Source organism: Pseudonocardia humida (genome assembly GCF_023898865.1).
GTDB lineage: Bacteria > Actinomycetota > Actinomycetes > Mycobacteriales > Pseudonocardiaceae > Pseudonocardia > Pseudonocardia humida.
This window is the reverse complement of sequence record NZ_JAGSOV010000009.1, coordinates 262,623-286,375: the sequence shown is the minus strand read 5'-3', so window position 1 is coordinate 286,375 and position 23,753 is coordinate 262,623. Positions and strand designations below refer to the sequence as shown.

At 76.6% G+C, this 23,753-nt stretch carries 23 protein-coding genes and 2 pseudogenes; 13 read left to right on the top strand and 12 right to left on the bottom strand.

Translation table 11 applies throughout. The features are described from left to right. Window positions 1-97: 97 nt before the first annotated feature. The gene (sftH, locus tag KDL28_RS04000) at window positions 98-2,476 is read left to right on the top strand and encodes a DEAD/DEAH box helicase (protein WP_252435800.1); all 2,379 of its coding nucleotides are present in this window, start codon (window positions 98-100) and stop codon (window positions 2,474-2,476) included. Between the two features lie 600 nt (window positions 2,477-3,076). Here sftH and KDL28_RS03995 read toward each other — a convergent pair. The 7 genes and pseudogenes from KDL28_RS03995 to ssd form a co-directional block, all read right to left on the bottom strand. Beyond that, a pseudogene (locus tag KDL28_RS03995) lies at window positions 3,077-3,301 on the bottom strand (Rv3654c family TadE-like protein); the annotation flags it as partial. Window positions 3,302-3,369: 68 nt separating this feature from the next. Further along, a complete protein-coding gene (locus KDL28_RS03990; protein WP_252435799.1) occupies window positions 3,370-3,699 on the bottom strand; it encodes a TadE family type IV pilus minor pilin in 330 nt (109 codons plus the stop codon). Between the two features lie 92 nt (window positions 3,700-3,791). Next, window positions 3,792-4,046, bottom strand: a complete 255-nt coding sequence (locus KDL28_RS03985) for a DUF4244 domain-containing protein (RefSeq protein WP_308215918.1) — start codon at window positions 4,044-4,046, stop codon at window positions 3,792-3,794. Window positions 4,047-4,088: 42 nt separating this feature from the next. Then, window positions 4,089-4,862 (bottom strand): type II secretion system F family protein, encoded by a 774-nt coding sequence (locus tag KDL28_RS03980; RefSeq protein ID WP_252435798.1) that lies wholly within the window; start codon window positions 4,860-4,862, stop codon window positions 4,089-4,091. After that, window positions 4,859-5,674: a type II secretion system F family protein gene (locus KDL28_RS03975; RefSeq protein ID WP_252435797.1), complete on the bottom strand. Its 816-nt coding sequence runs from the start codon at window positions 5,672-5,674 to the stop codon at window positions 4,859-4,861. The genes KDL28_RS03980 and KDL28_RS03975 overlap by 4 nt, the downstream gene beginning before the upstream one ends. Then, window positions 5,671-6,831 carry a TadA family conjugal transfer-associated ATPase gene (locus tag KDL28_RS03970; RefSeq protein ID WP_252435796.1) on the bottom strand — a complete coding sequence of 387 codons (1,161 nt, stop codon included), beginning with the start codon at window positions 6,829-6,831 and terminating at the stop codon, window positions 5,671-5,673. The genes KDL28_RS03975 and KDL28_RS03970 overlap by 4 nt, the downstream gene beginning before the upstream one ends. Continuing rightward, a complete protein-coding gene (ssd, locus tag KDL28_RS03965) occupies window positions 6,828-7,925 on the bottom strand; it encodes a septum site-determining protein Ssd (protein ID WP_305882177.1) in 1,098 nt (365 codons plus the stop codon). Before ssd ends, KDL28_RS03970 begins: the two co-directional genes overlap by 4 nt. Window positions 7,926-8,571: 646 nt before the next feature. On the opposite strand from ssd, the gene KDL28_RS03960 reads away from it, so the two are divergent. After that, window positions 8,572-9,402: an HAD family hydrolase gene (locus tag KDL28_RS03960; RefSeq protein ID WP_252435795.1), complete on the top strand. Its 831-nt coding sequence runs from the start codon at window positions 8,572-8,574 to the stop codon at window positions 9,400-9,402. A 336-nt stretch (window positions 9,403-9,738) separates the two neighbouring features. Here the strand turns inward: KDL28_RS03960 and KDL28_RS03955 are convergent, their stop codons facing one another. Beyond that, window positions 9,739-10,488, bottom strand: a complete 750-nt coding sequence (locus tag KDL28_RS03955; protein ID WP_252435794.1) for an oxidoreductase — start codon at window positions 10,486-10,488, stop codon at window positions 9,739-9,741. A gap of 306 nt (window positions 10,489-10,794) precedes the next feature. Here KDL28_RS03955 and acs point away from each other — a divergent pair, with 306 nt between their 5' ends. The 4 genes from acs to KDL28_RS03935 all read left to right on the top strand — a co-directional run bounded on the left by acs (window position 10,795) and on the right by KDL28_RS03935 (window position 14,858). Continuing rightward, on the top strand, window positions 10,795-12,765 hold the full coding sequence (gene acs, locus KDL28_RS03950) for an acetate--CoA ligase (RefSeq protein ID WP_252435793.1): 1,971 nt from the start codon (window positions 10,795-10,797) through the stop codon (window positions 12,763-12,765). Between the two features lie 28 nt (window positions 12,766-12,793). After that, a complete protein-coding gene (arfB, locus tag KDL28_RS03945) occupies window positions 12,794-13,222 on the top strand; it encodes an alternative ribosome rescue aminoacyl-tRNA hydrolase ArfB (RefSeq protein WP_252435792.1) in 429 nt (142 codons plus the stop codon). Between the two features lie 235 nt (window positions 13,223-13,457). Continuing rightward, window positions 13,458-13,922, top strand: coding sequence for a phage holin family protein (locus KDL28_RS03940; RefSeq protein WP_252435791.1), 465 nt, complete (start codon window positions 13,458-13,460; stop codon window positions 13,920-13,922). Window positions 13,923-13,925: 3 nt separating this feature from the next. Continuing rightward, window positions 13,926-14,858, top strand: coding sequence for an alpha/beta fold hydrolase (locus tag KDL28_RS03935; protein WP_252435790.1), 933 nt, complete (start codon window positions 13,926-13,928; stop codon window positions 14,856-14,858). Between the two features lie 3 nt (window positions 14,859-14,861). Here the strand turns inward: KDL28_RS03935 and KDL28_RS03930 are convergent, their stop codons facing one another. After that, window positions 14,862-16,460: a Na+/H+ antiporter gene (locus KDL28_RS03930; protein WP_252435789.1), complete on the bottom strand. Its 1,599-nt coding sequence runs from the start codon at window positions 16,458-16,460 to the stop codon at window positions 14,862-14,864. Between the two features lie 62 nt (window positions 16,461-16,522). Here KDL28_RS03930 and KDL28_RS03925 point away from each other — a divergent pair, with 62 nt between their 5' ends. Next, entirely contained in the window at window positions 16,523-16,792 is a 270-nt protein-coding gene (locus KDL28_RS03925) for a UBP-type zinc finger domain-containing protein (RefSeq protein ID WP_252435788.1), read from the top strand. A gap of 61 nt (window positions 16,793-16,853) precedes the next feature. Here the strand turns inward: KDL28_RS03925 and KDL28_RS03920 are convergent, their stop codons facing one another. Beyond that, window positions 16,854-17,972: a glycerophosphodiester phosphodiesterase gene (locus KDL28_RS03920; protein ID WP_252435787.1), complete on the bottom strand. Its 1,119-nt coding sequence runs from the start codon at window positions 17,970-17,972 to the stop codon at window positions 16,854-16,856. A gap of 130 nt (window positions 17,973-18,102) precedes the next feature. Here KDL28_RS03920 and purD point away from each other — a divergent pair. Together purD and KDL28_RS03910 are read left to right on the top strand one after the other, a co-directional pair. Further along, a pseudogene (gene purD / locus KDL28_RS03915) lies at window positions 18,103-19,356 on the top strand (phosphoribosylamine--glycine ligase); the annotation flags it as partial. Beyond that, entirely contained in the window at window positions 19,345-19,566 is a 222-nt protein-coding gene (locus tag KDL28_RS03910) for a DUF397 domain-containing protein (protein ID WP_308215921.1), read from the top strand. The pseudogene purD and the gene KDL28_RS03910, both read left to right, overlap by 12 nt. Window positions 19,567-19,584: 18 nt before the next feature. Here KDL28_RS03910 and KDL28_RS03905 read toward each other — a convergent pair whose 3' ends face one another. Beyond that, the gene (locus KDL28_RS03905) at window positions 19,585-19,854 is read right to left on the bottom strand and encodes a hypothetical protein (protein WP_252435786.1); all 270 of its coding nucleotides are present in this window, start codon (window positions 19,852-19,854) and stop codon (window positions 19,585-19,587) included. Window positions 19,855-19,944: 90 nt separating this feature from the next. Here KDL28_RS03905 and KDL28_RS03900 point away from each other — a divergent pair, with 90 nt between their 5' ends. The 4 genes from KDL28_RS03900 (at window position 19,945) to KDL28_RS40235 (ending at window position 22,581) form a co-directional block, all read left to right on the top strand. Next, complete coding sequence (locus tag KDL28_RS03900) at window positions 19,945-20,205, top strand: winged helix-turn-helix transcriptional regulator (protein ID WP_252435785.1); 261 nt, start codon at window positions 19,945-19,947, stop codon at window positions 20,203-20,205. Between the two features lie 83 nt (window positions 20,206-20,288). Next, window positions 20,289-21,422, top strand: a complete 1,134-nt coding sequence (locus tag KDL28_RS03895) for a pyridoxal phosphate-dependent aminotransferase (protein ID WP_252435880.1) — start codon at window positions 20,289-20,291, stop codon at window positions 21,420-21,422. A 41-nt stretch (window positions 21,423-21,463) separates the two neighbouring features. Next, window positions 21,464-21,790 carry a MerR family DNA-binding transcriptional regulator gene (locus KDL28_RS03890; protein WP_252435784.1) on the top strand — a complete coding sequence of 109 codons (327 nt, stop codon included), beginning with the start codon at window positions 21,464-21,466 and terminating at the stop codon, window positions 21,788-21,790. Window positions 21,791-21,807: 17 nt separating this feature from the next. Beyond that, window positions 21,808-22,581, top strand: a complete 774-nt coding sequence (locus KDL28_RS40235; RefSeq protein WP_305882176.1) for a potassium channel family protein — start codon at window positions 21,808-21,810, stop codon at window positions 22,579-22,581. Here KDL28_RS40235 and KDL28_RS03880 read toward each other — a convergent pair. Continuing rightward, window positions 22,535-23,662, bottom strand: a complete 1,128-nt coding sequence (locus tag KDL28_RS03880) for a threonine aldolase family protein (protein ID WP_308215917.1) — start codon at window positions 23,660-23,662, stop codon at window positions 22,535-22,537. The genes KDL28_RS40235 and KDL28_RS03880 overlap by 47 nt on opposite strands. Between the last annotated feature and the right edge of the window lie 91 nt (window positions 23,663-23,753).

Below are 23,753 nucleotides of genomic sequence, written 5' to 3'. Positions count from 1 at the left end.
CTATGCGAACCAGTGACCGTGACGGATTACTCACACCACCGACGGTCAGGGCCGAACGGCCGCCGGGAGTGTCACCCGGGTGTGCGAGCCTCGCGCGATGAGCGCTGACGGGCTGCCGGCCGGTGGGGTCGCCGCGCGCCCGCTGCCGCAGGGGCGCGGGGCCCGCCTGCTCGAGCGGCTGCTCGCCGGCACCGGCGACGACGAGCCCCTGCGGCACGCGGTCCGGCTGCCGCCGCGCGCCGGGCGCCCCGCCGAGTGGCCCGCGTGGGCTCCCGCGGAGGTGGTGGCCGCGCTGCGCCGCACCGGCGTGGCCGCGCCGTGGGCGCACCAGGCCGAGGCCGCCGACCTGGCCCACCGGGGCCGCGACGTCGTGGTGGCCACCGGCACCGCGTCGGGCAAGTCGCTGGCCTACCAGCTGCCGGTGCTGGCCCGGTTCGCGCAGGACCGCCGGGCCACCGCGCTCTACCTCTCGCCGACCAAGGCGCTGGCCGCCGACCAGCTGCGCGCCCTGGAGGCCCTCGCCCTGCCCGACGTGCGCCCGGCGCCGTTCGACGGCGACACCCCCACCGAGGCCCGCGACTGGGCCCGCCGCCACGGCCGGTGGCTGTTCAGCAACCCCGACATGCTGCACCGCAGCCTGCTGCCCCGGCACGGCCACTGGTCGGCCTTCCTGCGCAGGCTCAGCTACGTCGTGGTCGACGAGTGCCACACCTACCGGGGCGTGTTCGGCTCGCACGTGGCGCTGCTGCTGCGCAGGCTGCTGCGCGTCTGCCGGCGCTACGGCGCCGGCCCGACCATCGTGCTGGCCTCGGCCACCGTCGCCGCCCCGGCCGCGTTCGCCTCCCGGCTGACCGGCCGCGAGGTCGTCGCGGTCACCGAGGACGCCTCCCCGCGGGCCGGGCGCACGGTCGCGCTGTGGGAGCCGCCGCTGCTGCCCGAGCTGTCCGGGGAGAACGGCGCCCCGGTGCGCCGCCCGGCCGGCACCGAGGCCGCCCGGATGCTCGCCGACCTGGTGTTGGAGGGAGCCCGCACGCTGGCCTTCGTCCGCTCGCGGCGCGGCGCGGAGGTCACCGCGCTGACCGCGCAGCGGCTGCTGGCCGACGTCGACCCCGACCTGGTGCCCCGCGTCGCCGCCTACCGCGGCGGCTACCTCCCCGAGGACCGCCGCGACCTGGAGGCCGCACTGGGCAGCGGCGAGCTGCTGGGCATGGCCACCACGAACGCGCTGGAGCTCGGCGTCGACATCGTCGGGCTCGACGCCGTGGTGGTGGCCGGCTTCCCGGGCACCCGCGCGTCGTTCTGGCAGCAGTCGGGCCGGGCGGGCCGCGCCCGCGAGGAGGCGCTCGTCGTGCTGGTCGCCCGCGACGACCCCATGGACACCTACCTGGTGCACCACCCGCAGGCGCTGCTGGGCGCGCCGGTCGAGGGCTGCGTGCTCGACCCCGCCAACCCCTACGTGCTCGGCCCCCAGCTGGCCTGCGCCGCGGCCGAGCTGCCGGTCACCGAGCAGGACGTCGACGAGGTGTTCGGCGGGCCGCCCGCGCGCGCCGTGCTCGACGAGCTGGTCGCCGACGGGGTGCTCCGCCGCCGCCCGACCGGCTGGTACTGGCCCTCCACCCGGGAACGCCCGGAGGGCGAGGTCGACATCCGCGGCTCGGGCCTCGGGCAGGTGGCGGTGGTCGAGGCCGGGACGGGCCGGATGCTGGGCACCGTCGACGCGGGCTCGGCCCCGGCCACCGTGCACACCGGGGCGGTGCACCTGCACCGCGGCGAGAGCTACCTGGTCGACGAGCTCGACCTCGACAACGGCCTGGCCGTGGTGCACCGCGCCGAGCCCGACTGGCGCACCGACGCCCGCTCGACCTCCGACGTCGCGGTCGCCCGGGTGCTCGCCCACCGCGACCTGGGACCGGTGCGGGTGTCCTTCGGCGAGGTCACGGTGACCTCGCAGGTGGTGTCCTACCAGCGCAAGGCGCCCGACGGCGCCGTGCTGGAGACGGTGCCGCTCGACCTGCCCGAGCAGACCCTGCCCACCCGGGCCGTCTGGTACGACGTCGACGACGCCGCCCTGCACGCCGCGGGCATCCCGCCGGCCCGCATCCCCGGCGCCCTGCACGCCGCCGAGCACGCGGCCATCGGGCTGCTGCCGCTGTTCGCGATCTGCGACCGCTGGGACGTCGGTGGCATGTCCACCGCCCTGCACCCCCACACCGGCCGCCCGACGGTGTTCGTGCACGACGGCCACCCCGGCGGCGCGGGGTTCGCCGAACGCGGCCACGCCCTGCTCGACCGCTGGCTGAGCGCCACCCGCGCCGCCATCGACGACTGCGAGTGCCGTGCGGGCTGCCCGTCGTGCGTGCAGTCGCCCAAGTGCGGCAACGGCAACAGCCCGCTGGACAAGGCCGGGGCGCTGGTGGTGCTCGACGTCGTGCTGGACGCCCTGCGGAGGGCGGCGCAGCGGGCCGCCGACTGCTGACCGCCTGCGCGGCGGGAGCGAGTGGACCGCCGCCGGCCGGCCTCGTCGGGGGCCGGGCCGGCCGGCGGCGGCCGATGCGCGGTGGCGCCGGTACAGGGGTGGGCGTCGGGGGACGCGCCGGCCCCACCGCAGTCCGGGGAGCGGATCCTGTCCGTCCGGCCGGAGCCGGGAGCGGACCTCCACCAGTAGGGACCCGGCGCCCCGTGCTCGCCAGGGGGCGTCGCCCACCGGTCCGCGCGCCACGACGAGCGCATGGGCAGTGCGCCCAGTCGACGGGCGGCCGGGGCGCCGGTCGGCGCCGGGGACCGCGGTGCCCGTGCGGCCCGCCCGTCCGACCTGGTCAACCGCTCGGCGCGACGCGCCCGGCTCGGACGGGTGGCGGATGGGCGGAGCAACCGGATGGGTGCCGCGCGCTCGGCGGCGCTCGGGTGGGGGGTGAGCGGCGCGGCCCCGCGCCGCCGCGCGGTTACCGGTCGGTAGGGAAGGGGGAGCGGTGGTGTCGGCGGCTCCCGGAGCGGGCGGGGCCGGGGCCTCGACGACAGGCCCCGCGGCGGCCCGGGCACCGGCGTGCGCGGGGCCACCGGCCGGCAGCGGCAACCCGACCGGGACCCGCACCTGGACCAGCACGTCCCAGCCGTCGAGGGCGCAGCCGGTGAGCTCGGCGCCCGAGGCCGCGGCGATCCGCCCGGCCCGCGCGCAGGCCGGCCCGTCGCCGAGGACGGACACCGCGGCCGCGGCCAGCGCGGCCAGGTCGGCCGCGGCCGCCGCCCGGTGCCGGGCCAGCAGCGCGCTGCCCAGGTAGAGGCCCATCAGCACGGCCGCCATCAGCGCGGCCAGCCCGATCGCCGCCCAGACGGTCGCCACTCCGGCGTCGCGCCCGGCGGGGTCGCTGGTCATCCGGCCACCCCCGGTTCCACCGCGGCCACCGCGCGGCCGGTGACGCGCAGCGGCAGCGGCGCGAACAACCGCGCCGACACCTCCGCCACCACGGTGGCCCCGTCGACCGCGCCGTCGCCCGCGGTCAGGCTCAGCTCCGCTCCTCCGGGCGCCACCGCGGCGGCCACGGCCCGGCCCCGGTCGGGCTCGCCGCGCGCGGCCAGCCGGGCCAGCTCGCGGGCGGCGTCGGTGCAGCGGACCGACGCCGTCACCGCCGCGACCGCCCCGACGGCCACCGCCAGGAACACGGCCAGGCTGCAGAGGGCCAGCGCGGCCTCCACGGTCACCGACCCGCGGTCGCGGGCGTGCCCGTCGCCGCCGGGTGCCGGCGGACCGGGAGGGCGCCGGCCACGGCCGCCCACCGACGCCCTCCCGGTCATCAGAAGGCCGCCGTCAGCGAGCGCTGCACGAGGTCGGTGAGCGCGGCGAGGACCGTGTCGCCGCTGATCACCGCGTAGAGCAGCGCGGCGAAGGCCGCGGCGGCGATCGTCCCGATCGCGTACTCGACCGTCGACATGCCGTCGTCGCCACCGAGCCACCGCCGCCGGCGGCGCGGTGGCGGCACCAGGCGCAGGTGCGTCGGCCGGGGGACGGGTGGCGGGGTCGGACCGGGGACGGCGGGCTGGGGGGACATGGGGATCTCCTTCCGGTTGAGGTGCGGTGGCGGCCACGGTGGTCACCACTGCGCGAGTGCCTCGCCGGCCAGGCCGACGACGACAGGTGCGATGCCCAGCGCCAGGAACGCGGGCAGGAAGCACAGGCCCAGCGGGCCCGTGATGAGCACGGCCGCGCGCTGGGCCCGCTCCTGGGCGGAGTCGACCAGCGCCGACCGCAGCCGCTCGGCCTCCGCGCGGGCGACCTCGGCCAACGCGGCGCCAGTGGCCGCGGACCGGCCCGCCGCCCGGGCGAACGCGCCCAGTGCGGCGTCGTGCTCGACGGTGCGCCAGGCGTGGGCCGGGTCGGCGCCCAGCTCGAGCAGCCCGCCCACCCGGCGCAGCAGGGCCCCGGCGCCCCCGCCCAGCGGCTCGGCCGCCGCCGAGACGGCCACCGCGACCGGCAGCCCGGCCGCGAGCCCGACCGCGACCAGCTCCCACCCGGCGGCCAGGTCGGCGGCCGGGACCTCGTCGGCACCGGTGCGCCGGGCCGCCGCGGCGGCGACGGCCGTGCCGGCCGCGCCGGCCAGGCCGCCCGCCACGAGGCCGGCGACCGCGCCGCCGACGAGCCAGCCGAGCGCACCGGCGGCGAGCGCGCCGAGCACGATCCACGGTCGGCGCAGCGTCGGGGGCTCCCCGGGTGGCGGCGGGGCGGCGGGATCGGCCAGTGCGCGCAGGCGCCCCGGCCCCGCCCGGCCGGGCCCGACCAGCAGCGCCGCGCCGAGCAGGACCGCGGCCGCCGCCAACGCGGGACCCGGTGCCCAGGACAGCGCACCGCCCGCGAGCGCCGCGGTCATCGCGGCACCGCCGAGCGCAGGATGCGATCGCTCCACGCCGCGCCCGCCGCGGCCAGCCCTGCGCCGACCACCAGCATCGCCTGCCCCAGCAGCCCGCCGCGCAGCACCGCGATCGGGTCGGCGCCGACCAGCTGGCCGAGCCCCAGACCCAGCGCCGGCAGCGCCGTGAGCACGACGGCGGTCGCCCGCGGACCGGCGAGCTGGGCCCGCACGGTGCCCGCGAAGCGCACGCGCCACCGGATGTCGCGGTGGGCCCGGGCGAGCAGCTCGGCCAGCGGGACGCCGAAGCGCTCGGCCATCGACCAGGCGGTGGCGATCCGTTCGATGTCGGCGGCGACCGCCGGGTGGCTGGCCGCCTCGCGGCGCAGCGCGGCGGGCACCGCGTCGCCGAGCCGGGCCGCGGCGGCCGCCCCGGCCAGGATCGCGCCGGCCCGCGGACCGTCGGCGCCGAACCCGGCCAGCGCGCCCGCGGGGTGGCCGCCCGCGCGCAGTTCCTCGCTGATCCGCGACACCGCGTCGGCCAGCTCGCCCGCCGTCGCCGCGGCCTCGGACAGCCCGCGTGCCCGGCGACGCCGCCCAGCCGCGGTGAGGGCGACCAGCGCGCCGGCGGCCGCGCCGCCCGGGCCGGCCAGCGCGAACCCGCCGAGCGCTCCCACCACGGCGGGTGCCGCGGCGATCGGGCGGCGCCGCAGGCGCGACGACCGCGGGGCGGGCCACAGGGCCGCGACGCGGCACGCGGCGGGCGAGCCCGGCCCGGTCCACAGCAGCACGGCGAGGACCAGGACGGGCAGGGTGGTGGTCGGGGTGCTCACCACGGCGCCGCCACCCCCCGCTCGTCGAGCAGCTCGGCCAGCCGGGCCGCCGCGGGCCCCTCGCCGCGCCGCCGGGTCCACGCCGGCTCGACGACGACGCCGTCCGGGTCGCGCCCGAGCACGCCCACCGCGTCGAGCACCCGTGCCCCGGTGCGCAGCCGGCGCATGTGCAGCACGAGCTGTACCGCGGCGGCGAGCTGGCTGTGCAGGGCGGCGCGGGACAGGCCGCCCGCCGCGGCCAGCGCCTCCAGCCGGGCGGGCACCTCGCGGGCGGAGTTGGCGTGCACGGTGCCGGCGCCGCCGTCGTGGCCGGTGTTCAGCGCGGCCAGCAGGTCGCACACCTCGGCGCCGCGCACCTCCCCCACGACGAGGCGGTCCGGGCGCATCCGCAGCGCCTGGCGGACCAGGTCGCGCAGGGTGACCCCGCCTGCGCCCTCGATGTTGGCCGGGCGGGCCACCAGCCGCACCACGTGCGGGTGGCGCGGGCTCAGCTCGGCGACGTCCTCGACGCACAGGATCCGCTCGGCGGGCTCGACCGCGCCCAGCAGCGCGGCGAGGATCGTGGTCTTGCCGGTCCCGGTGCCCCCGGAGACCAGGAAGGCCAACCGGGCGTTCACCACCGCGCGCAGCAGGGCCTCGCCCGCCGCGCCGACCGTGCCCAGCCCGCGCAGGGTGGCCAGGTCGTGCGCGGCCGGGCGCAGCACCCGCAGCGACAGGCAGGTGCCGTCGGCGGCGATCGGCGGCAGCACCGCGTGCAGCCGCACCCCGACGTCGGCCAGCCAGCCGTCGACGTACGGGCTGGCGTCGTCGAGCCGGCGACCGGCCGCGATCGCCAGCCGCTGGGCGAGCCGGCGCACCGCGGCCTCGTCGGGGAACCGCAGGCCGGTGGGCTGGAGGCCGGAACCGCGGTCGACCCAGACCGAGCGCGGGCCGCGGACGAGCACGTCGGTGGTGCGCGGGTCGCGCAGCAGCTCGTCGAGCGGGCCCGCGCCGACGAACTCCTGGCGCAGCACCCGCAGCGCGGCCAGCACGTCCAGGTCGGAGGCGACGCCGCCGGCCTCCGCGCGCACGGCCGCGGCCACCGCGGACGCCGTGGTCTCACCGCCCGCGGCGGCCAGCCGCGAGCGGACCCGGTCGACCAGCGCCGGCGCGCTCACGGCCGGCTCCCGGCGGCGGAGCGCAGCTCGTCGAGGACGGTGGCGGCCGCGGTCAGCAGCGGGCCCCGCCGCCGACCGGGGGCGTCGCCGCGCTCCAGCGCGCGGGCCAGCCCGGACTCGGGCCGCATGGTGGCCAGCACGGGCAGGCCCAGCGCGCGGCCGATCTCGGCGGCCTCCAGGCCCCCGGGAGCCGGCCCGCGGACCACCAGGCCCGGGGCCCGGCCGTGCTCGGCCAGGACGGCGGCGACCCGGGCGCCCGCGGCGGCCGAGCGGACGTCGGCCGGCACGACGAGCACGGTGAGGTCGGCCGCGGTGTGCGCGGCGACGGCGGCGTCGGTGGGGTGGCGGGGCAGGTCGCAGACGACCGTCTCGCCGGCGCGGCGGCCCGCCTCGACGACCGAGGACACGGCAACGGGCGAGGGCCCGCTCTCGGCCCGGGCGCAGGAGAGCACGCCGAGCCGGCCACCGCCGCCGCGCGGGACGGACGGCGCGGGCAGGGCCGCGTGCAGCGCGGTGGCCGGCACCCGCCCGCCGCCCAGCTCGATCTCCGGCCAGCGCAGCCCGTCGAGGTCCTCGGCGCCGAGCAGGAGGTCGAGCCCGCCGCCGAGCGGGTCGCAGTCGACCAGGAGGGCCCGCCCGCCGTCGCGGACGGCGACGACCGCGACCGCCGCGGCAAGCACCGACGCCCCCGCGCCGCCGCGGCCACCGACGACGGCCAGCACCGGGCCCCGGCCCGGCCGGCCCTCCGCGGCCTCGGTGAGCGCGCCCACCAGCCAGGACTCCGCCTGGGGCAGGCTGACGACGTGCTCGGCGCCCACCGTCACCGCCTCGCGCCACACGGTGGGCGGGGGCTCACCGCGGACCGCGACCACGACCCCGGGCCTGCGGGGCAGCCCGGCCCCGGCGCAGTGGCGGGCCGCCGCGCCGTCGAGCAGCACCAGCGGTGCCTGCGCCCACGTGGTGCGGGCCTGGGTCGCGTCGACGCTGCGGTGCAGCTCGCAGCCGGCCGCCGCGGCCAGCCGCAGGATCGCGTCCAGCAGGTCCGGGTCCGACACCATGACCAGCCCGCGCCGTTCGCTCGCCGTCCGCGCCATGTCCGCCTCCTCTCGTCGGGCTCCCCGCGTCGGGGTGCCGGCGACCAGAGTGCGTCGGGGAAGCGCTCTTCCACGGACGGATCCCCAACCTGTGGACAACCTGGGGTCGATGTGGACAACCGCCAGCGGAACCCCGCTGAGCAGCGACGATGTCGGTGGTCTCAAATAGGCTGGGTGGGGGCGGCCAGCGCGATGACCCCGGTGGCCACCACCGCGGCGGCTCGCCCGCCGGTGCCCCAGCCGCTCCCCGAGGAGAACCGCCCCGATCAGGGCGCGCTCGGACCGACCGTGACCCCCTCGGCGGCGCCGGACCCACTGTCGACATCGGACCGTCGGGTCCGCGGACACCGGAGGACCCGACCCGGATACCGCATTCCGTGACGGCCGGTAGCCGGGCTTCGCCCGGACGGGCAGCGGCGCGCTGCCGATCGGCGGATGGGACGGCCCCCGCCAGGGGGGATTGGCGGGGGCCGTCATCGGTTCAGCTCCGGGGGGTCGAGCTGAACCAGCGCCCGGACGTGTCCGGACAGCACAACTGTATCCCTAACCTGGCCATAACGCCCGCCTCTCGACGCAGGTTCTGCGCTCCGGATGGCCCGGCGGGGCCGCGCTCGATCGCGGGGGCGTTCTGGCAGGCTCGCCGACTGTGTCCGGCCCGTACTCCCCGTCCCCCGTCCGCCAGGCGACCGGTCGCGCCGCGGCCTTCTTCGACCTCGACAAGACGATCATCGCGGGGTCCAGCGCGCTCGCCTTCAGCCGGCCGTTCCGCCGCCAGGGGCTGATCAGCAGGCGCGCCGCGCTGCGCAGCGGCTACGCGCAGTTGCTGCTGGTGCTCTCCGGCGCCGACGCCAACACCATGGACCTGCTGCGCAGGCGGATCACCGCGCTGTGCACCGGATGGGACGTGGCGCAGGTCCGGTCGATCGTGGCCGAGACGCTGCTGGACATCGTCCAGCCGATGGTCTACGCCGAGGCCACCGAGCTGATCGCCGAGCACCGGGCGAACGGCGACGAGGTCATCGTGCTGTCCGCGTCGGGCGAGGAGGTCGTCCAGCCGATCGCGGCGATGGTGGGCGCCGACAGCGCCATCGCGACCCGGATGACCGTCGTCGACGGCCGTTACACCGGCGCCGTCGAGTACTACTGCTACGGCGCGGAGAAGGCGGAGTCCGCGCGCCGGATCGCCGCGGAGCGCGGCTACCGGCTCGCCGACTGCCGGGCCTACTCCGACTCGATCACCGACCTGCCGCTGCTCGAGGCCGTCGGCCACCCGACGGTCGTCAACCCGGACCGGGCGCTGCGCCGGGAGGCCGTGCGCCGGGGCTGGCCCGTGCTGACCTTCGCGCACCCGGTGGCGCTGCGCCCGAAGCTGGGTCCGCCGGGCCGCACGACGGTGGCGGCGGCCGCGGCCGGTGCGGTGGGCCTGCTCGCGGCCGGCTGGTACGGGCACCGCCGGATGAGCCGCTCCGGAGGGTGATCGGCACTCTCGGTAGCTGAACCGGTGCACCCGAGCGGAGGTCTTGCTGTGGCTGGGGTCACGTACTAGAAAGGGGCCACGGACCTCGTGAGGCCAGGGGCGGTGCGGCAGAGAAGCACCCGTCCACCCCGAGCGGGCTCCGTGCGCGACCGACGGGCCACTCCACGCACAGCACGCCGCGGGAGGCATGTCGTCGTGGGCCTGCGGACCCGGACCACCGGCCGCCGAGGCCATTCCACGACACGTAGTGCACGCCTGGAAGCCCGGCGTTCGCGCGACGACGGGCGGTGCATCCCACGCGGGTGCGCCGCCCGTTTCTGTGCGCGCCCTCCGGTGCTACTGACGCGCGTTCGCGATCGACAGGCCCTCCGCGGCGCCCGCCTCCCACTGCGCGCAGCAGTGCCGCAGCCAGGCCGCGACCCCGTCCTCGGTGCCCGCGGCGAACCCCGCCGCCGCCTCCCGATACTGCGCCGCGTGGCGCAGGTGGCCGACCTCGGGCACGGCCAGGCCCTTCGGGTCCAGCCCCGCGGCCACCGCGGCCAGCCGGGCCGCCGCCCGGGCGACGACCCCATCGGCCGTCGCGAATGGGGCGAGTGCGAGCAGCTCGCCGTGCACCACGGCCACCAGCACCGGGGCCGGCACCGAGGTGCCCCCGGCCACCAGGTCGGCCAGCAGCCCCATCCGGGCCCCGACGGCCCGGTCGGGCCGGGGGCGGCCGAGCTCGTCGGCGTGCCGGTCGGGCGGCACCAGGTCGGCCGCGGCCACCACGTGCAGCCGGGCCACCGCCTGCAGCGGCGCGGTGCGCCACGCGCCCAGCAGCCGCCCGGTCTCCTCCGCCGCGCGCAGCGCCCCGGCCAGCAGCGGGTCGGCGACGGCGTCCCCGGAGCCCAGCGCCGCCCCGTCCAGGGCCGCCGAGGCGCGGGCCGCGCGCACGCTCGCCTCGGCGGCGCTCGCCGGCCAGCCCCGCCGGTTGACCGGGTGGTTGTGCACCTCGACGACGGCGTCCCGCGCCCGGGTGACGGCGTCGGCGACGCCGGGCAGGTCGAGCAGCGGGGCGAGCGGGTCGCGGGTGCGGGCGGTACTCACCCCGACATGCTGCCACCCGCCCCGATCCCCGCGGTGCCGTCGGCCGCAGGCGCGGGCGCCGGTGGTTCGGGAAGGCCACCCTCCTGAACTCGGGGGTTCAGGAAGGTGGCCTTCCTGACCGGGGGAACCGCCCGTCCGCCGCTGGTCGATCGCTCGTTGTCCGCCGGACGCGCCGTCCGGACCTGGCCGTACCGACGGTGCGCTGGGCCGCCCCGGCCACTAGCGTCGCCCCCAGACGCACGAGGAGCCGGGCGACTCCGCGGGCACCGGGGCCCGCTATCGCGCCCAGGACCAGGAGGGTTTCGCATGGCCGCCGAACCGACACTGAGCAACCTCGCCACCGAGAGCCGCAGCTTCGCCCCCAGCGAGGCGTTCGCCGCGCAGGCCAACGTGAAGGCCGAGGCCTACGACCGGGCCGCGGCCGACCGCGAGGCGTTCTGGGCCGAGCAGGCCGACCGGCTGCACTGGACCAAGCGGTGGGACCGCGTCCTGGACTGGGACGCCCCGTTCGCCAAGTGGTTCGTCGGCGGCGAGCTGAACGTGGCCTACAACTGCGTCGACCGGCACGTCGCCGACGGGTACGGCGAGCAGGTCGCCTTCCACTGGGAGGGCGAGCCCGGCGACACCCGCACGATCACCTACGCCGACCTGCAGCGGGAGGTCTGCAAGGCCGCCAACGCGCTGACCGAGCTGGGGGTGCAGGCGGGCGACCGGGTCGCCATCCAGCTGCCGATGATCCCCGAGGCGGCCATCTCCATGCTGGCCTGCGCGCGCCTCGGCGCGGCGCACAGCGTGGTGTTCGGCGGGTTCTCCCCGGGCGCGCTCAAGGCCCGCATCGAGGACGCCGACGCCAAGCTGCTGATCACCTCCGACGGCCAGTTCCGGCGCGGCAAGCCGGCGCCGATGAAGGAGAACACCGACAAGGCCGTCGCCGAGACGTCCTCGATCGAGCACGTGCTGGTGGTCAAGCGCACCGAGACCGAGGTGCCCTGGACCGAGGGCCGCGACCTGTGGTGGCACGACGTCGTCGACAAGCAGTCCGACCAGCACGAGGCCCGGTCGTTCGACGCCGAGCAGCCGCTGTTCATCCTCTACACGTCGGGCACCACGGGGAAGCCGAAGGGCATCCTGCACACCTCCGGCGGGTTCCTCACCCAGACCGCCTACACCCACCACGCGGTGTTCGACCACAAGCCCGGCGAGAGCGTCTACTGGTGCACCGCCGACATCGGCTGGGTGACCGGGCACAGCTACATCGTCTACGGGCCGCTGGCCAACCGGGCGACCTCGGTGATGTACGAGGGCACCCCGAACACCCCGCACGAGGGCCGGCACTGGGAGATCATCCAGAAGTACGGCGTCTCCATCTACTACACCGCGCCCACGTTGATCCGCACGTTCATGAAGTGGGGCAAGGAGATCCCGGAGAAGTACGACCTGTCCTCGCTGCGGGTGCTGGGCAGCGTGGGTGAGCCGATCAACCCCGAGGCCTGGATGTGGTACCGGGAGAACATCGGGAAGGGCAACTGCCCCATCGTCGACACCTGGTGGCAGACCGAGACGGGGGCGATCATGATCTCGCCGCTGCCCGGGGTGACCGCGACCAAGCCCGGCTCGGCGATGCGCACCCTGCCGGGCATCAGCGCCGAGGTCGTCACCGAGGAGGCCCAGCCCGTCGGGCCGGGTGGTGGCGGCTACCTGGTGCTGGACAAGCCGTGGCCGGCGATGCTGCGCGGCATCTGGGGCGACGAGCAGCGCTTCCGCGAGACCTACTGGTCGCGCTTCGCCGAGCAGGGCTACTACTTCGCCGGCGACGGCGCCAAGTACGACGACGACGGCGCCATCTGGCTGCTCGGCCGGGTGGACGACGTCATGAACGTCTCCGGGCACCGCATCTCCACGACCGAGGTGGAGTCGGCGCTGGTCAGCCATCCGACGGTGGCCGAGGCCGCGGTGGTCGGCGCGTCCGACCCGACCACCGGCCAGGGGATCGTGGCGTTCGTCATCCTGCGCGGCAACGCGGCGAAGGACGGCGGCGAGGAGGCGATCAAGGCGCTGCGCGACCACGTGTCGGCCGAGATCGGCCCGATCGCCAAGCCCCGCCAGATCATGGTCGTCGAGGAGCTGCCCAAGACCCGCTCCGGGAAGATCATGCGCAGGCTGCTGCGCGACGTGGCGGAGAACCGGGAGGTCGGCGACGTCACCACGCTGGCCGACTCCTCGGTGATGGACCTGATCTCCGCGGGCCTCAAGGACAGCAGCAAGTCGGAGGACTGACCGGGGCGTCGTCGGGCATCCTCTAGGGGTGTCCGACGGCGATCTCCCGGTACGGGATGCGCTGGTGCTGCCCGAGCGCGAGCTGCACTGGCGGTTCTCGCGCGCCTCCGGCCCGGGCGGGCAGGGCGTGAACACCACCGACTCGCGCGTCGAGCTGTCGTTCGACCTGGCCCGCACGCCGTCGCTGCCCGAGCCGCTGCGCGACCGCGCCCTGACCAGGCTGGCCAACCGGCTCACCGACGGCGTGCTCACCATCGTGGCGAGTGAGAACCGCAGCCAGCTGCGCAACCGGGAGGCCGCCCGCGAGCGGCTGGCCGCGGTGCTGCGCGGCGCGATCGCGGCCGGCCCGCCCAAGCGCCGCCCGACCAAGCCGTCGGCGGGCGCCAAGCGCCGCAGGCTCGACGCCAAGACCCGCCGCGGTCAGGTCAAGCGGCTGCGGTCCCGCCCGGACGACTGACCGGCCGTTCGTACCGCGGGCGATCGGGCGCCGGCGGGTCGCCGGTGCGCTCGGCCTGATGACGTCCCGGTCACGAACCCGACCGCGCCGCGCCTCGCGGCGGCGTCGACCGGCCGTGCGTGGAAGGATGGCCGTGAGATCAACCCGTGTGATCAACGGAAACACCCGCACCACGCACCCCAGGAGGACCGCGGTGGCCACGCCGAGCAGCTCCCACAGGGCGGACGTCCCACCCGTGCTCCCGTCGATCCCGCTCTCGGCCGAGCCGGTGCCGGGCAGCGACGAGAAGTCGATCGGCGCGCTGGTCGGCGAGGCGACCAAGCACGTCTCCACGCTCGTCCGCGCCGAGGTGGAGCTGGCCAGGACGGAGATCACCGCCGAGGTGAAGAAGGGCCTGCAGGGCAGCGTCTTCTTCATCGTCGCGCTGACGGTCGTGCTGTTCAGCCTGTTCTTCCTGTTCTTCACCCTGGCCGAGCTGCTGGCGCTGTGGGTGGGCCGCCCCGGCGGGTTCGGCATCGTGTTCGTGCTGATGCTGCTGATCGCCGGGCTGGCCGGGTTCATCGGCTACCGGCGGGTGAAGAAGATCCGCAAGCCGGAGCGGACCATCAGCACGCTCAAGGAGTCGGCTGCGGTGCTCTCGCAGCGCGGCCGGTCCGACGACGAGCCCGTCCGCCCCGAGCTCGACCGCACCCACCGCTGACGGGTGCGCCGGCCCGGCCCCGACCCGTCCTCGGTCCGGTGGCCCGGGCCGTGGACCCACCACGGCGTCTCGGCCAACGGCATCCGGCTGCACGTCGCCGAGTGCGACGGCGGTCGCCCGCTGGTCGTGCTGCTGCACGGGTTCCCGCAGCTGTGGTGGGCGTGGCGGCACCAGCTGCCGGCGCTGGCCGGGCACGGCTACCGGGTCGCGGCCGTCGACCTGCGCGGCTACGGCGACTCGGACAAGCCGCCCCGCGGCTACGACCTGTGGACCCTCGCCGGTGACGTCGCCGGCCTCGTCCGGGCGCTGGGGGAGCCGCGCGCTCACGTGGTCGGGCACGGCTGGGGCGGGCTGATCGGCTGGACGGTGGCCGCGCTGCACCCGCGGCTGGTGCGGTCGCTGACGGTGCTCGGCGCGCCGCACCCGCTGGCCGTGCGGCGGGCGGTGCTGCGCGGGCCCCGCGGCCAGGGCCGGGCCACGGCCCGGTACGCGCTGCGGATGCAGGTGCCGCGGCTGCCGGAGCGGGCCCTCGTCGCCGACGAGGGGGCGGGCGCGGAGCGGATCATGCGGGCCTGGGCCGGTCCGGAGTGGGCCGGCAGCGCCGACTTCGCCGACGCGATGCCCCGCTACCGGCAGGCCGTCCGGATCTCCGGGGTGGCCCACTGCTCGGCCGAGTACTACCGCTGGGCGGTGCGCTCGCAGCTGCGCGCCGAGGGCAGGCGGTTCGCGGCGGCGGTGGCCCGCGCCGCCGAGGTGCCGGTGCTCGCCGTGCACGGCGAGGTCGACCCGTGCGTGCTGGTGTCGACGGCGGCGGCGTCGCAGGAGTGGGTGGGCCACAAGCACCGCCTGGACGTGCTGCCCGCCACCGGGCACTTCCCGCACGAGGAGCGCCCGGCCGAGACCACCCGCCTGCTCGCCGACTTCCTGCCCGACTGACGGTCAGGACTCGTCGCGGTCGAGCATGGCCTCCTCGAAGTCCCTGCGGCGCAGGACCCGGCGCAGGATCTCGTCGTCGATGTCGCCCGCGTCGCGCTGCTCGACGAACGCGGCCCGCTCGGCGTCGATCATCTCCCGGCGCAGTCGCCGGTAGGCCGCGCCGGGGCCCTCCCCGGCCTCGGAGTCGGAGCGGCCCAGCTGCTCCCACACGGAGTTCGCGTTGAGCTGGGAGAACCGGCGCAGCTTCTCGGCGGTGTGCCGCACGGTGGTGTTCGCGTCCTCGGTGAGCTCGTCGAGCCGGCTGATCGAGGCCTGGAGGGCGTCGTGCTGGGCCTGGGCCTCGGCCAGCACCTCGGCCTGGCCGCCGCTCTCCCGCACGCCCAGCCTGCGGATCACCCAGGGCAGCGTCAGCCCGTGCAGCAGCAGCGTGGTGACGGTGACGAAGAAGGCCAGGAACAGGATCTGGTCGCGGCCGGGCACCTCGGGCGGTACGGCGAACGCGGCGGCCAGCGTCACCACGCCGCGCATCCCGACCCAGGACACCACGGCCGGGAGCTGCCAGCGGGGGTGCGGCTCGCGCTCGCGGATGCCGCGGAACAGCACCCGCGGCAGGTAGGTGGTCGGGAACACCCACACGATCCGGGCCAGCACCGCGGCCAGCGTGACCGCCACCCCGGCCACCAGCAGCGGGCCGACCTCGCCCACCTCGGCCAGCACCGTGGTCAGCTGCAGCCCGATCAGCGCGAACACCACCGACTCGAGGACCGTGTCGCTGGCCCGCCACACCGCGGCCTCCTGCAGCCGGCTGGCGTAGCCGCCCTCGCCGGCGTGGTGGCCCAGGTACAGCCCGGCCACCACCACCGCGAGCACGCCGGAGGCGTGCGCCTCCTCGGCGGCGATGTACACGCCGAACGGCACGATGAGCCCCACCGCGGCCTCGATCGTCGGGTCGTCGAGCCGGCGCCGCACCCAGTGCACCAGCCAGCCCGCGGCCAGCCCGATCGCCGTCCCACCCGCCGCGGCGACCACGAACATCTCGGTGGCGTCGAACAGCGGGACGCCGGTGCTGAGGTCCCAGGCCCCCAGCTGGGCGCCGATGGCGACCGCCACGAACACCTGGAACAGGGTCAGCGCGGTGGCGTCGTTGACCAGGCTCTCGCCGCCCAGGATGGTCATCGTGCGGCGCGGCAGCCCCAGCCTGCGCCCGACGGCGAGCGCGGACACGGCGTCCGGCGGGGCCACCACGGCCCCCAGCACGAGCGCCGCGGCCAGGGTCAGCTCCGGCACCGTCCACCACGCCGCCAGGCCGACGACCAGCGCGGTGAACGCCACCAGCCCGACGGCGAGCAGGCCGATGGGCCGCCGGTTGGCCCGGATCCCGTGGTAGGACGAGCCCAGCGCCGCCGAGTACAGCAGCGGCACCAGCACGACCAGCAGCACGACCGGCGGGTCGATGCCGATCGTGCCCACGCCGGGCAGGAACGACGCCCCGATCCCGGCGACGACCAGCACCAGCGGCGCCGAGACGTCGAACCGGCGGCAGACCCAGGTGATCGCGATGGCGCCCACGACCAGGGCGAGCAGGGTCAGCTCCGTGTGCACGCACGCTCCTCGGTGTCGCTGACCGCGCCGCGGCGCTCGATCAGGTGGGACGATGGACCACGATGAGCTGCACACACACGACCGCGTTCGACAGCCGCACCTGGACCGAGCCCCGCCCCGACGCCGAGGCCTGCTCCGACTGCGCCGCCGCCGGCTACGACGTCTGGTCCCACCTGCGGATGTGCCTGAGCTGCGGGCACGTCGCCTGCTGCGACTCCAGCCCGCCCAAGCACGCCACGCACCACTACGAGCAGACCGGGCACCCGGTCATGCGCTCCTTCGAGCCCGGCGAGGCCTGGCGGTGGTGCTACGAGGACGCCCGTGTCGTGTAGCGGTCGTGCACGGCAGTTCACGTGATGGCGTGAACCGCCGCACGTGAGCGGCTATTCCGCGCTACCCCGCGGCCCGGGCGGCGACGGCGGTGTCCGGGTTGTCGGCGAACACGCCGTCGACGCCGGCCGCGAAGAACGCCGCGTACTCGCCGAACGCGTCGCCGTAGGCGGCCGGGTCGGGGCCCGAGCGCAGCTCGGCCGGCAGGAACTGGTTCTCGTTGCGGAACGTGTACGGGTGCACCAGCAGGTCCGCCGCGTGCGCCCGCTCGACCAGGCCGGTGGGCGCGCCGAGCGTGCCGTCCGGGTCGCGGGCGATCACCTGGTTCTTGTCCGGGCCGATGCCCGCGGCGTAGGTCGCGATGTCGGCTAGGCCCGCGTCGGTGACGAGGTCGGCGTAGGTCCGCGGGTCGCCGGCGGCGACGAGGTCGGCCGGTGCCCCGGTGGCCGACAGCAGTTGCACGAGCGGCACCTCCAGCTCGCCGGACAGCTCGCGCAGGTTGGCCGTCTCGAACGACTGCACGAACACCGGCGCGTCGGAGCGGTTGAGCCCGGCCCCGTCCAGCGCCGCCACCAGCCGCGGCTCCAGCGGCAGGCCGAGCGCGGCGAAGTAGGTCGGGTGCTTGGTCTCCGGGTAGATCCCGATCTCCCGGCCGAGCTCGGCCGAGAGCCGCTCCCGCAGCGCCAGCACCTCGTCGAAGGTCGGCACCTCGAACCGGCCGTCGTAGATCGTGTTCTGCTGGCGGACGTCCGGGATCCGCTCAACCGCGCGCAGCGTCTTCAGCTCGGCCAGGGTGAAGTCCTCGGCGAACCAGCCGGTCAGCGCGGTGCCGTCGACCGTCTTCGTGGTCCGGCGGGCGGCGAACTCGGGGTGCGCGGCGACGTCGGTGGTGCCGCCGATCTCCGGCTCGTGCCGGGTGACCAGCACCCCGTCGGCGGTGACGACGAGGTCGGGCTCGATGAAGTCCGCGCCCATCCGGGCGGCGAGCTCGTAGGACGCCAGCGTGTGCTCGGGCCGGTAGCCCGATGCCCCGCGGTGGCCGATCACCAGGGGGCGCTCGGTCGCCCCGCTCCCGGCGGCGGGTTCGGCGGCCGCGGCGGCCGCCGGGACGGCGGTGGACAGGACGGTGGCGATGAGGGCGGCGACCGCCGCCGGCGCGGCTCTGCGCAGGACACGGACCATGCCCCCACCCTCCCCCGGACGAGCGATCCGGGGAACACGCACCGTCGACGCGAGTGCGGCCACCGGGTGAACGACAGCGGGGGATGCCGCGCCGCGGGGGCGGGCGGGGGAGGCCACTAAGCTGCTCGCCGTGCGCGTCCTCGTCATCGGGTCCGGAGCCCGGGAGCACGCCATCGTGCTGGCTCTGGCGGCCGACCCGGACGTCACCGCGGTGGCGTGCGCTCCCGGCAACGCCGGGACCTCCGGTGCCGCCGAGCAGCTCGGTGTCGACGTCGGCGACGGTGACGCCGTCGCCCGCCTCGCCGTGCAGTGGAAGGCCGACCTGGTCGTCATCGGCCCGGAGGTGCCGCTGGTGCGCGGCGTGGCCGACGCGGTCCGCGCGGCCGGCGTCGCCTGCTTCGGGCCCGGCCGCGAGGCCGCCCGCATCGAGGGTTCGAAGAGCTTTGCCAAGGACGTGATGGCCGCGGCCGGGGTGCCCAGCGCAGAGTCGGTGGTGGTCGACAACCCGGCCAACCTCGACGCCGCGCTCAACCGGTTCGCCCCGCCCTACGTCGTCAAGGACGACGGGCTGGCCGCGGGCAAGGGCGTGGTCGTCAGCCCGGACGTCGACGTGGCCCGCGCGCACGCGATGACCCTGCTCGACGGCGGCCACCCGGTGCTGCTGGAGTCGTACCTGGCCGGCCCGGAGGTGTCGCTGTTCTGCCTGGTCGACGGCGAGACCGTGGTCCCGCTGCTGCCCGCGCAGGACTTCAAGCGCGTCGGCGACGGCGACGCCGGACCCAACACCGGCGGCATGGGCGCCTACGCGCCGCTGCCGTGGGCCGCGCCGGGCCTCGCCGACGACCTGGTCCGCCGGATCGTCGCCCCGGTCGCCCGCGAGCTGGTCGCCCGCGGCACCCCGTTCAGCGGCCTGCTCTACGCCGGCCTCGTGCTGACCGCCACCGGGCCCGCTGTGATCGAGTTCAACTGCCGGTTCGGCGACCCGGAGACCCAGGTCGTGCTGGCCCTGCTGCGCAGCCCGCTGGCCCGGCTCCTGCACGCCACCGCCACCGGCACCCTGGCCGAGCAGCCCGCCCCCGAGTGGGCCGACGGCGCCGCGGTGGTCGTCGTCCTCGCGGCCGAGGGCTACCCCGCCACCCCGCGCCTGGGCGACGTCATCACCGGGGCCGAGCGCGACGGCGTCCTGCACGCCGGCACCCGCCGCCGCGACGACGGCGCCGTGGTCTCCGCGGGCGGGCGGGTGCTGTCCGTGGTCGGCACCGGCGACGACCTGGCCGCCGCCCGCGCCGACGCCTACCGCAGGCTCGCCGAGGTGCACCTGCCCGGCTCGCACCACCGCACCGACATCGCGCTGCTGGCCGAGCGGGGCGAGGTGTCGATCCCGCAGATCCCCGTCCCCGACGACGTCGAGTGGCTGCGCAGCAGCATGAGCGCCGACGAGGACGAGGGCTCCGTCGAGGTGGCCCTGCTGCCCGACGGCGGTGTCGCCCTGCGCGACGGCAGCAACCCCGAGGGTCAGGTGCACGTCTACACGGCCGCCGAGTGGGACGCGTTCGTCAAGGGCGTGCACGCCGGGGAGTTCGACCGTCCCTGACCGGGCCCGGGTCGCCGGCTACGCCAGCAGGGCCTGGTCCGGCGTCTCGACCACGAACCGCTCCCACCGCTCGGCCGTCCAGCCGCGGGCGGTGAGGACGCCGTACAGCTCGGGGCCGTGCACCGCGCAGACGATGTCGACGCCCTCCCCGACCGGCACGCGCAGCGCGCCGCGCTCGGCGAGCTGCTCCACCAGCACCCGGAACGCGGTGGCCCGCTGCTCCGCGTTGGTGGCCCACTGCGCGGCCATCTCCGGATCGGTCACCGCCGCGTCCCGGACCACGGCCATGATCGGCCCGATCCGCTGGAAGGTCTCCCGCCGTAGGCGACCCAGAGCGCCAGCACGCGGTGCGGGTCGGGCTCGGCGCGGGTCTCGGCCATGCTGCGCGACCTCATGCACGGTCCGCGCTCGTTCGGCGAGCTGCGCGCCGGGCTGCCGGCCATCAGCGACAAGGTGCTGGCCGAGCGGCTGGCCGGGCTGCGCGCGCGGGGCCTGGTCGAGCGGCGCGAGCAGCGCGGCTTCCCCACCCGCGGCAGCTACCGGCTCACCCCGGAGGGCGCGTCGCTGCGCCCGCTGCTCGTCGAGCTCTACCGGGCGGGCGAGCGGCTGCGGGCCCGCCGGGCGCAAGGCCCCGGTTGACGGACGGGCCACCGGCGCCCGCGCGTCTCTACGCTCGGGGGGTGACGACCCACCCCACCCTGTCGGGCGCGGCCGCCCGGGCGATGATCCCGCCGTTCCACGTGATGGACGTGTGGGCCGCCGCGGGCGAGCGCCAGCGCACCCACGCCGACCTGGTCAACCTGTCCGCGGGCCAGCCGTCCACCCCGGCCCCGCTCGCGGTGCGCGAGGCCGCCACGATCGCGCTGGCCGAGCAGGTCCTCGGCTACACCGTCGCGCTGGGCATCCCGGAGCTGCGCGCGGCCATCGCCGGCCACTACGCCCGCACCTACGACCTCGACGTCCCCGACGGGCAGGTCGTGGTGACCACCGGGTCGTCGGGCGGGTTCCTGCTGGCCTTCCTGGCCGCCTTCGACGCGGGCGACCGGGTGGCCATGGCCCGCCCCGGCTACCCCTGCTACCGCAACATCCTCTCCGCGCTGGGCTGCGAGGTCGTCGAGCTGCCGTGCGGGCCGCAGACGCGCTACCAGCCCACCGTGGAGATGCTCGAGGCGCTCGACGAGCCGGTGCGCGGGCTCGTGGTGGCCAGCCCGGCCAACCCCACCGGCACCGTCCTCGACCCCGCCGAGCTGGCCGCGCTCGCCGAGTACTGCGAGCGGACCGGCATCCAGCTGATCAGCGACGAGATCTACCACGGCATCTCCTACGACGGCGCGCCCGCGACGTCGTCGGCGTGGAGCACGTCGCGCGAGGCGATCGTGGTCAACTCGTTCAGCAAGTACTTCTCGATGACCGGCTGGCGGCTGGGCTGGCTGCTGGTGCCGCCGCGACTGCTGCGCGCGGTCGACTGCCTGGCGGGCAACTTCACGGTCTGCCCGCCCGCGCTGCCCCAGCTGGCCGCGCTCGGGGCGTTCGACCCGCGGTCCTACGCCGAGGCCGACTCGCACGTCTCCCGCTACGCCGCCAACCGCGCCCTGCTGCTCGACGGCCTGCCCCGGCTGGGCCTGGGGACCCTGGCCCCGGCCGACGGCGCGTTCTACGTCTACGCCGACGTCTCGCACCTCACCCGCGACTCGATGGACCTCACCTACCGGCTCCTCGCCGACACCGGGCTCGCGGTCGCCCCCGGGGCCGACTTCGACCCCGTCGACGGCGGGCGCTGGATCCGGCTGTCGTTCGCCGGAGCCACCGCCGACGTCGAGGAGGCGCTGCGCCGCCTCGGCGGGTGGCTGGGCTAGTCCGGACGGCCCCGATCGGCGTCCGCTCAGATCCAGGGCACGTGGAGCGGGGCCGGCGCGTCGAGCGGGGGCACCGGCCCGCCGTCGAGCAGCGACCGCGCCCGGGCCTGGACCAGGAGCGCCCGCAGCGCGTCCTGCCGGAGGGGCAGGGGTGCGGGACCGGTCCGTCGTGCACCGGTGAGCTGGCCCGAGCGCTGGGCATCACCGCCCGGACCTTGCAGCGCTACCGCCGCGAGGGGCTCATCACGCCGGCCTCGGAGACGGTCAGCGGCCGGGCCCGGTGGGTCGAGGAGGACGTGCGGGAGCAGATCCGCAAGGCACGCCAGGACTACCGACCGCCGCAGCGGGACAAGGACGGCGCCGAGTAGGACCTACAGTCCCGTTCATGGTCACGGTGTCCGACGACGAGCCGCGGATCGCGGCCTGGGACCGCCGCGTCGACTGGTGGTTGACCGGCCTCGCCGTCGTGTTCCTGGCGGCCTACGCCTGGGAGGTGCTCGACACCTCGCTCGGGGCGGACGACCGGGCGGCGCTGGAGGTCGTCATCACCGTCACCTGGGTGGTCTTCGGTATCGACTACCTGGTGCGCCTGGCGCTGGCCCGGCAGCGGCTGCGCTACGTCCGCCGGCACCTGCTGGAACTGGCGGTCCTGCTGCTGCCGATGTTCCGCCCGTTGCGCGCGCTGCGCGTGTTCACCGCGATCGGCGTGCTCAACCGCCAACTGCGCGACGACGCCCGCGGCCGGGTCGCGATCTACGTCGCCGGGACGGTGGCGCTGATCTCCTTCGTCGCGTCGCTGGCCGTGCTGGACGCCGAGCGCGCGGCGCCGGACGCCACGCTGACCACCTTCGGCGAGGCGATCTGGTGGACCATCACCACGCTGTCCACCGTCGGCTACGGCGACCGCTACCCGGTCACGACCGAAGGCCGGTTCGTCGCCGCGGCGCTGATGGTCGCCGGGATCGCGCTGCTCGGCGTGGTGACGGCGTCGATCGCCAGCTGGTTCGTGGAGAACCTGCGCCAGGCGGGCCAGCAGGTCGAGAAGGCGGTGGAGGTCGAGGCCGACCGGACCGACGCCCAGCTGTCGGAGGTGCTCGACGAGCTGCGCCGGGTCAGCGCCCGGCTGGACGCGCTGGAGCGTGACCGGCGTCCCTCCTGAACCGGGCGCGCGGCTCGGGCACGCCGTTGGTCGTCTCCACCGGGCCGATGCGCTCCAGCGCCGCGGTGATGTCGGTGTCGGTGAGGTCGGCGTGGGTGACGAAGCGGACCTGGCCGGACATCGGGGTGGCCCGCACCCCGGCGCTCTCCAGCCGGTGCAGCGTGCCGGGCAGGTCGGCCACCGAGACGAGCACGATGTTGGTCGCCGGGACCCCCACCTGCCAGCCGCGCTCCCGCAGGCCCGCGGCGAGCGCGCGGGCGCGCTCGTGGTCCTCGGCGAGGCGGTCGACCCGGTCGAGGGCGAGCAGTCCCGCCGCGGCCAGCACCCCGCCCTGGCGGACCCCGCCGCCGAGCATCTTGCGCAGCCGCCGGGCGTTCTCGACGAACTCCTCCGACCCGGCGACCACCGACCCCACCGGCGCGCCGAGGCCCTTGCTCAGGCACACCTGGACCGTGTCGGCGCCGACGGTGAGCGTGCGCGGCGGCACCCCGAGCGCGACCGCGGCGTGCCACAGCCGGGCGCCGTCGAGGTGGACCTTGAGCCGGGCCGCGCGGGCCGCCGCGGCCAGCGAGGCGTGCTCGTCCGGTGCGGTGACCGTGCCGCCTGCGGCGTTGTGGGTGTTCTCCAGGCACAGCAGGGTGGTGCGCAGCGTGAAGTACGGCCCGGGGGCGCCCGCCGCCCGGCGGACCGCCGCCGGGGAGACCTTGCCCGGGCCCGCGTCGTGCTCCAGCGGGCGGGGCATGCCCCCGGCCAGCCACGCCGCCGTGCCCAGCTCGGCGTCGAGCACGTGCGCGCCCGCCGGGGCCAGGAACGCGTCGCCCCGGCCGAGGTGGTGCATCAGCGCGATGATGTTGCCCATCGTGCCGCTCGGGGTCCAGAGTGCGTCCGCGGTGCCGAGCATGTCGGCGACGCGCTCCTCGAGCCTGCGCATCGTCGGGTCGCGGTCGAGGACGTCGTCGCCCACCTCGGCGGCCGCCATGGCGGCGCGCATCTGCTTGGTCGGCTGGGTGACGGTGTCCGAACGGAGGTCGATCGGGGCGTCACCTGCCGACGCGCGGCGGGAGCGAGTGGTGGGTCGCACGACACCCGATTCAACCAGTAGGCGACGGTGGGGTCTCCCCTGGGTCACGAGACGGTCACGACGTTGGCCCGATCGAGGGAATCCCGGCGGG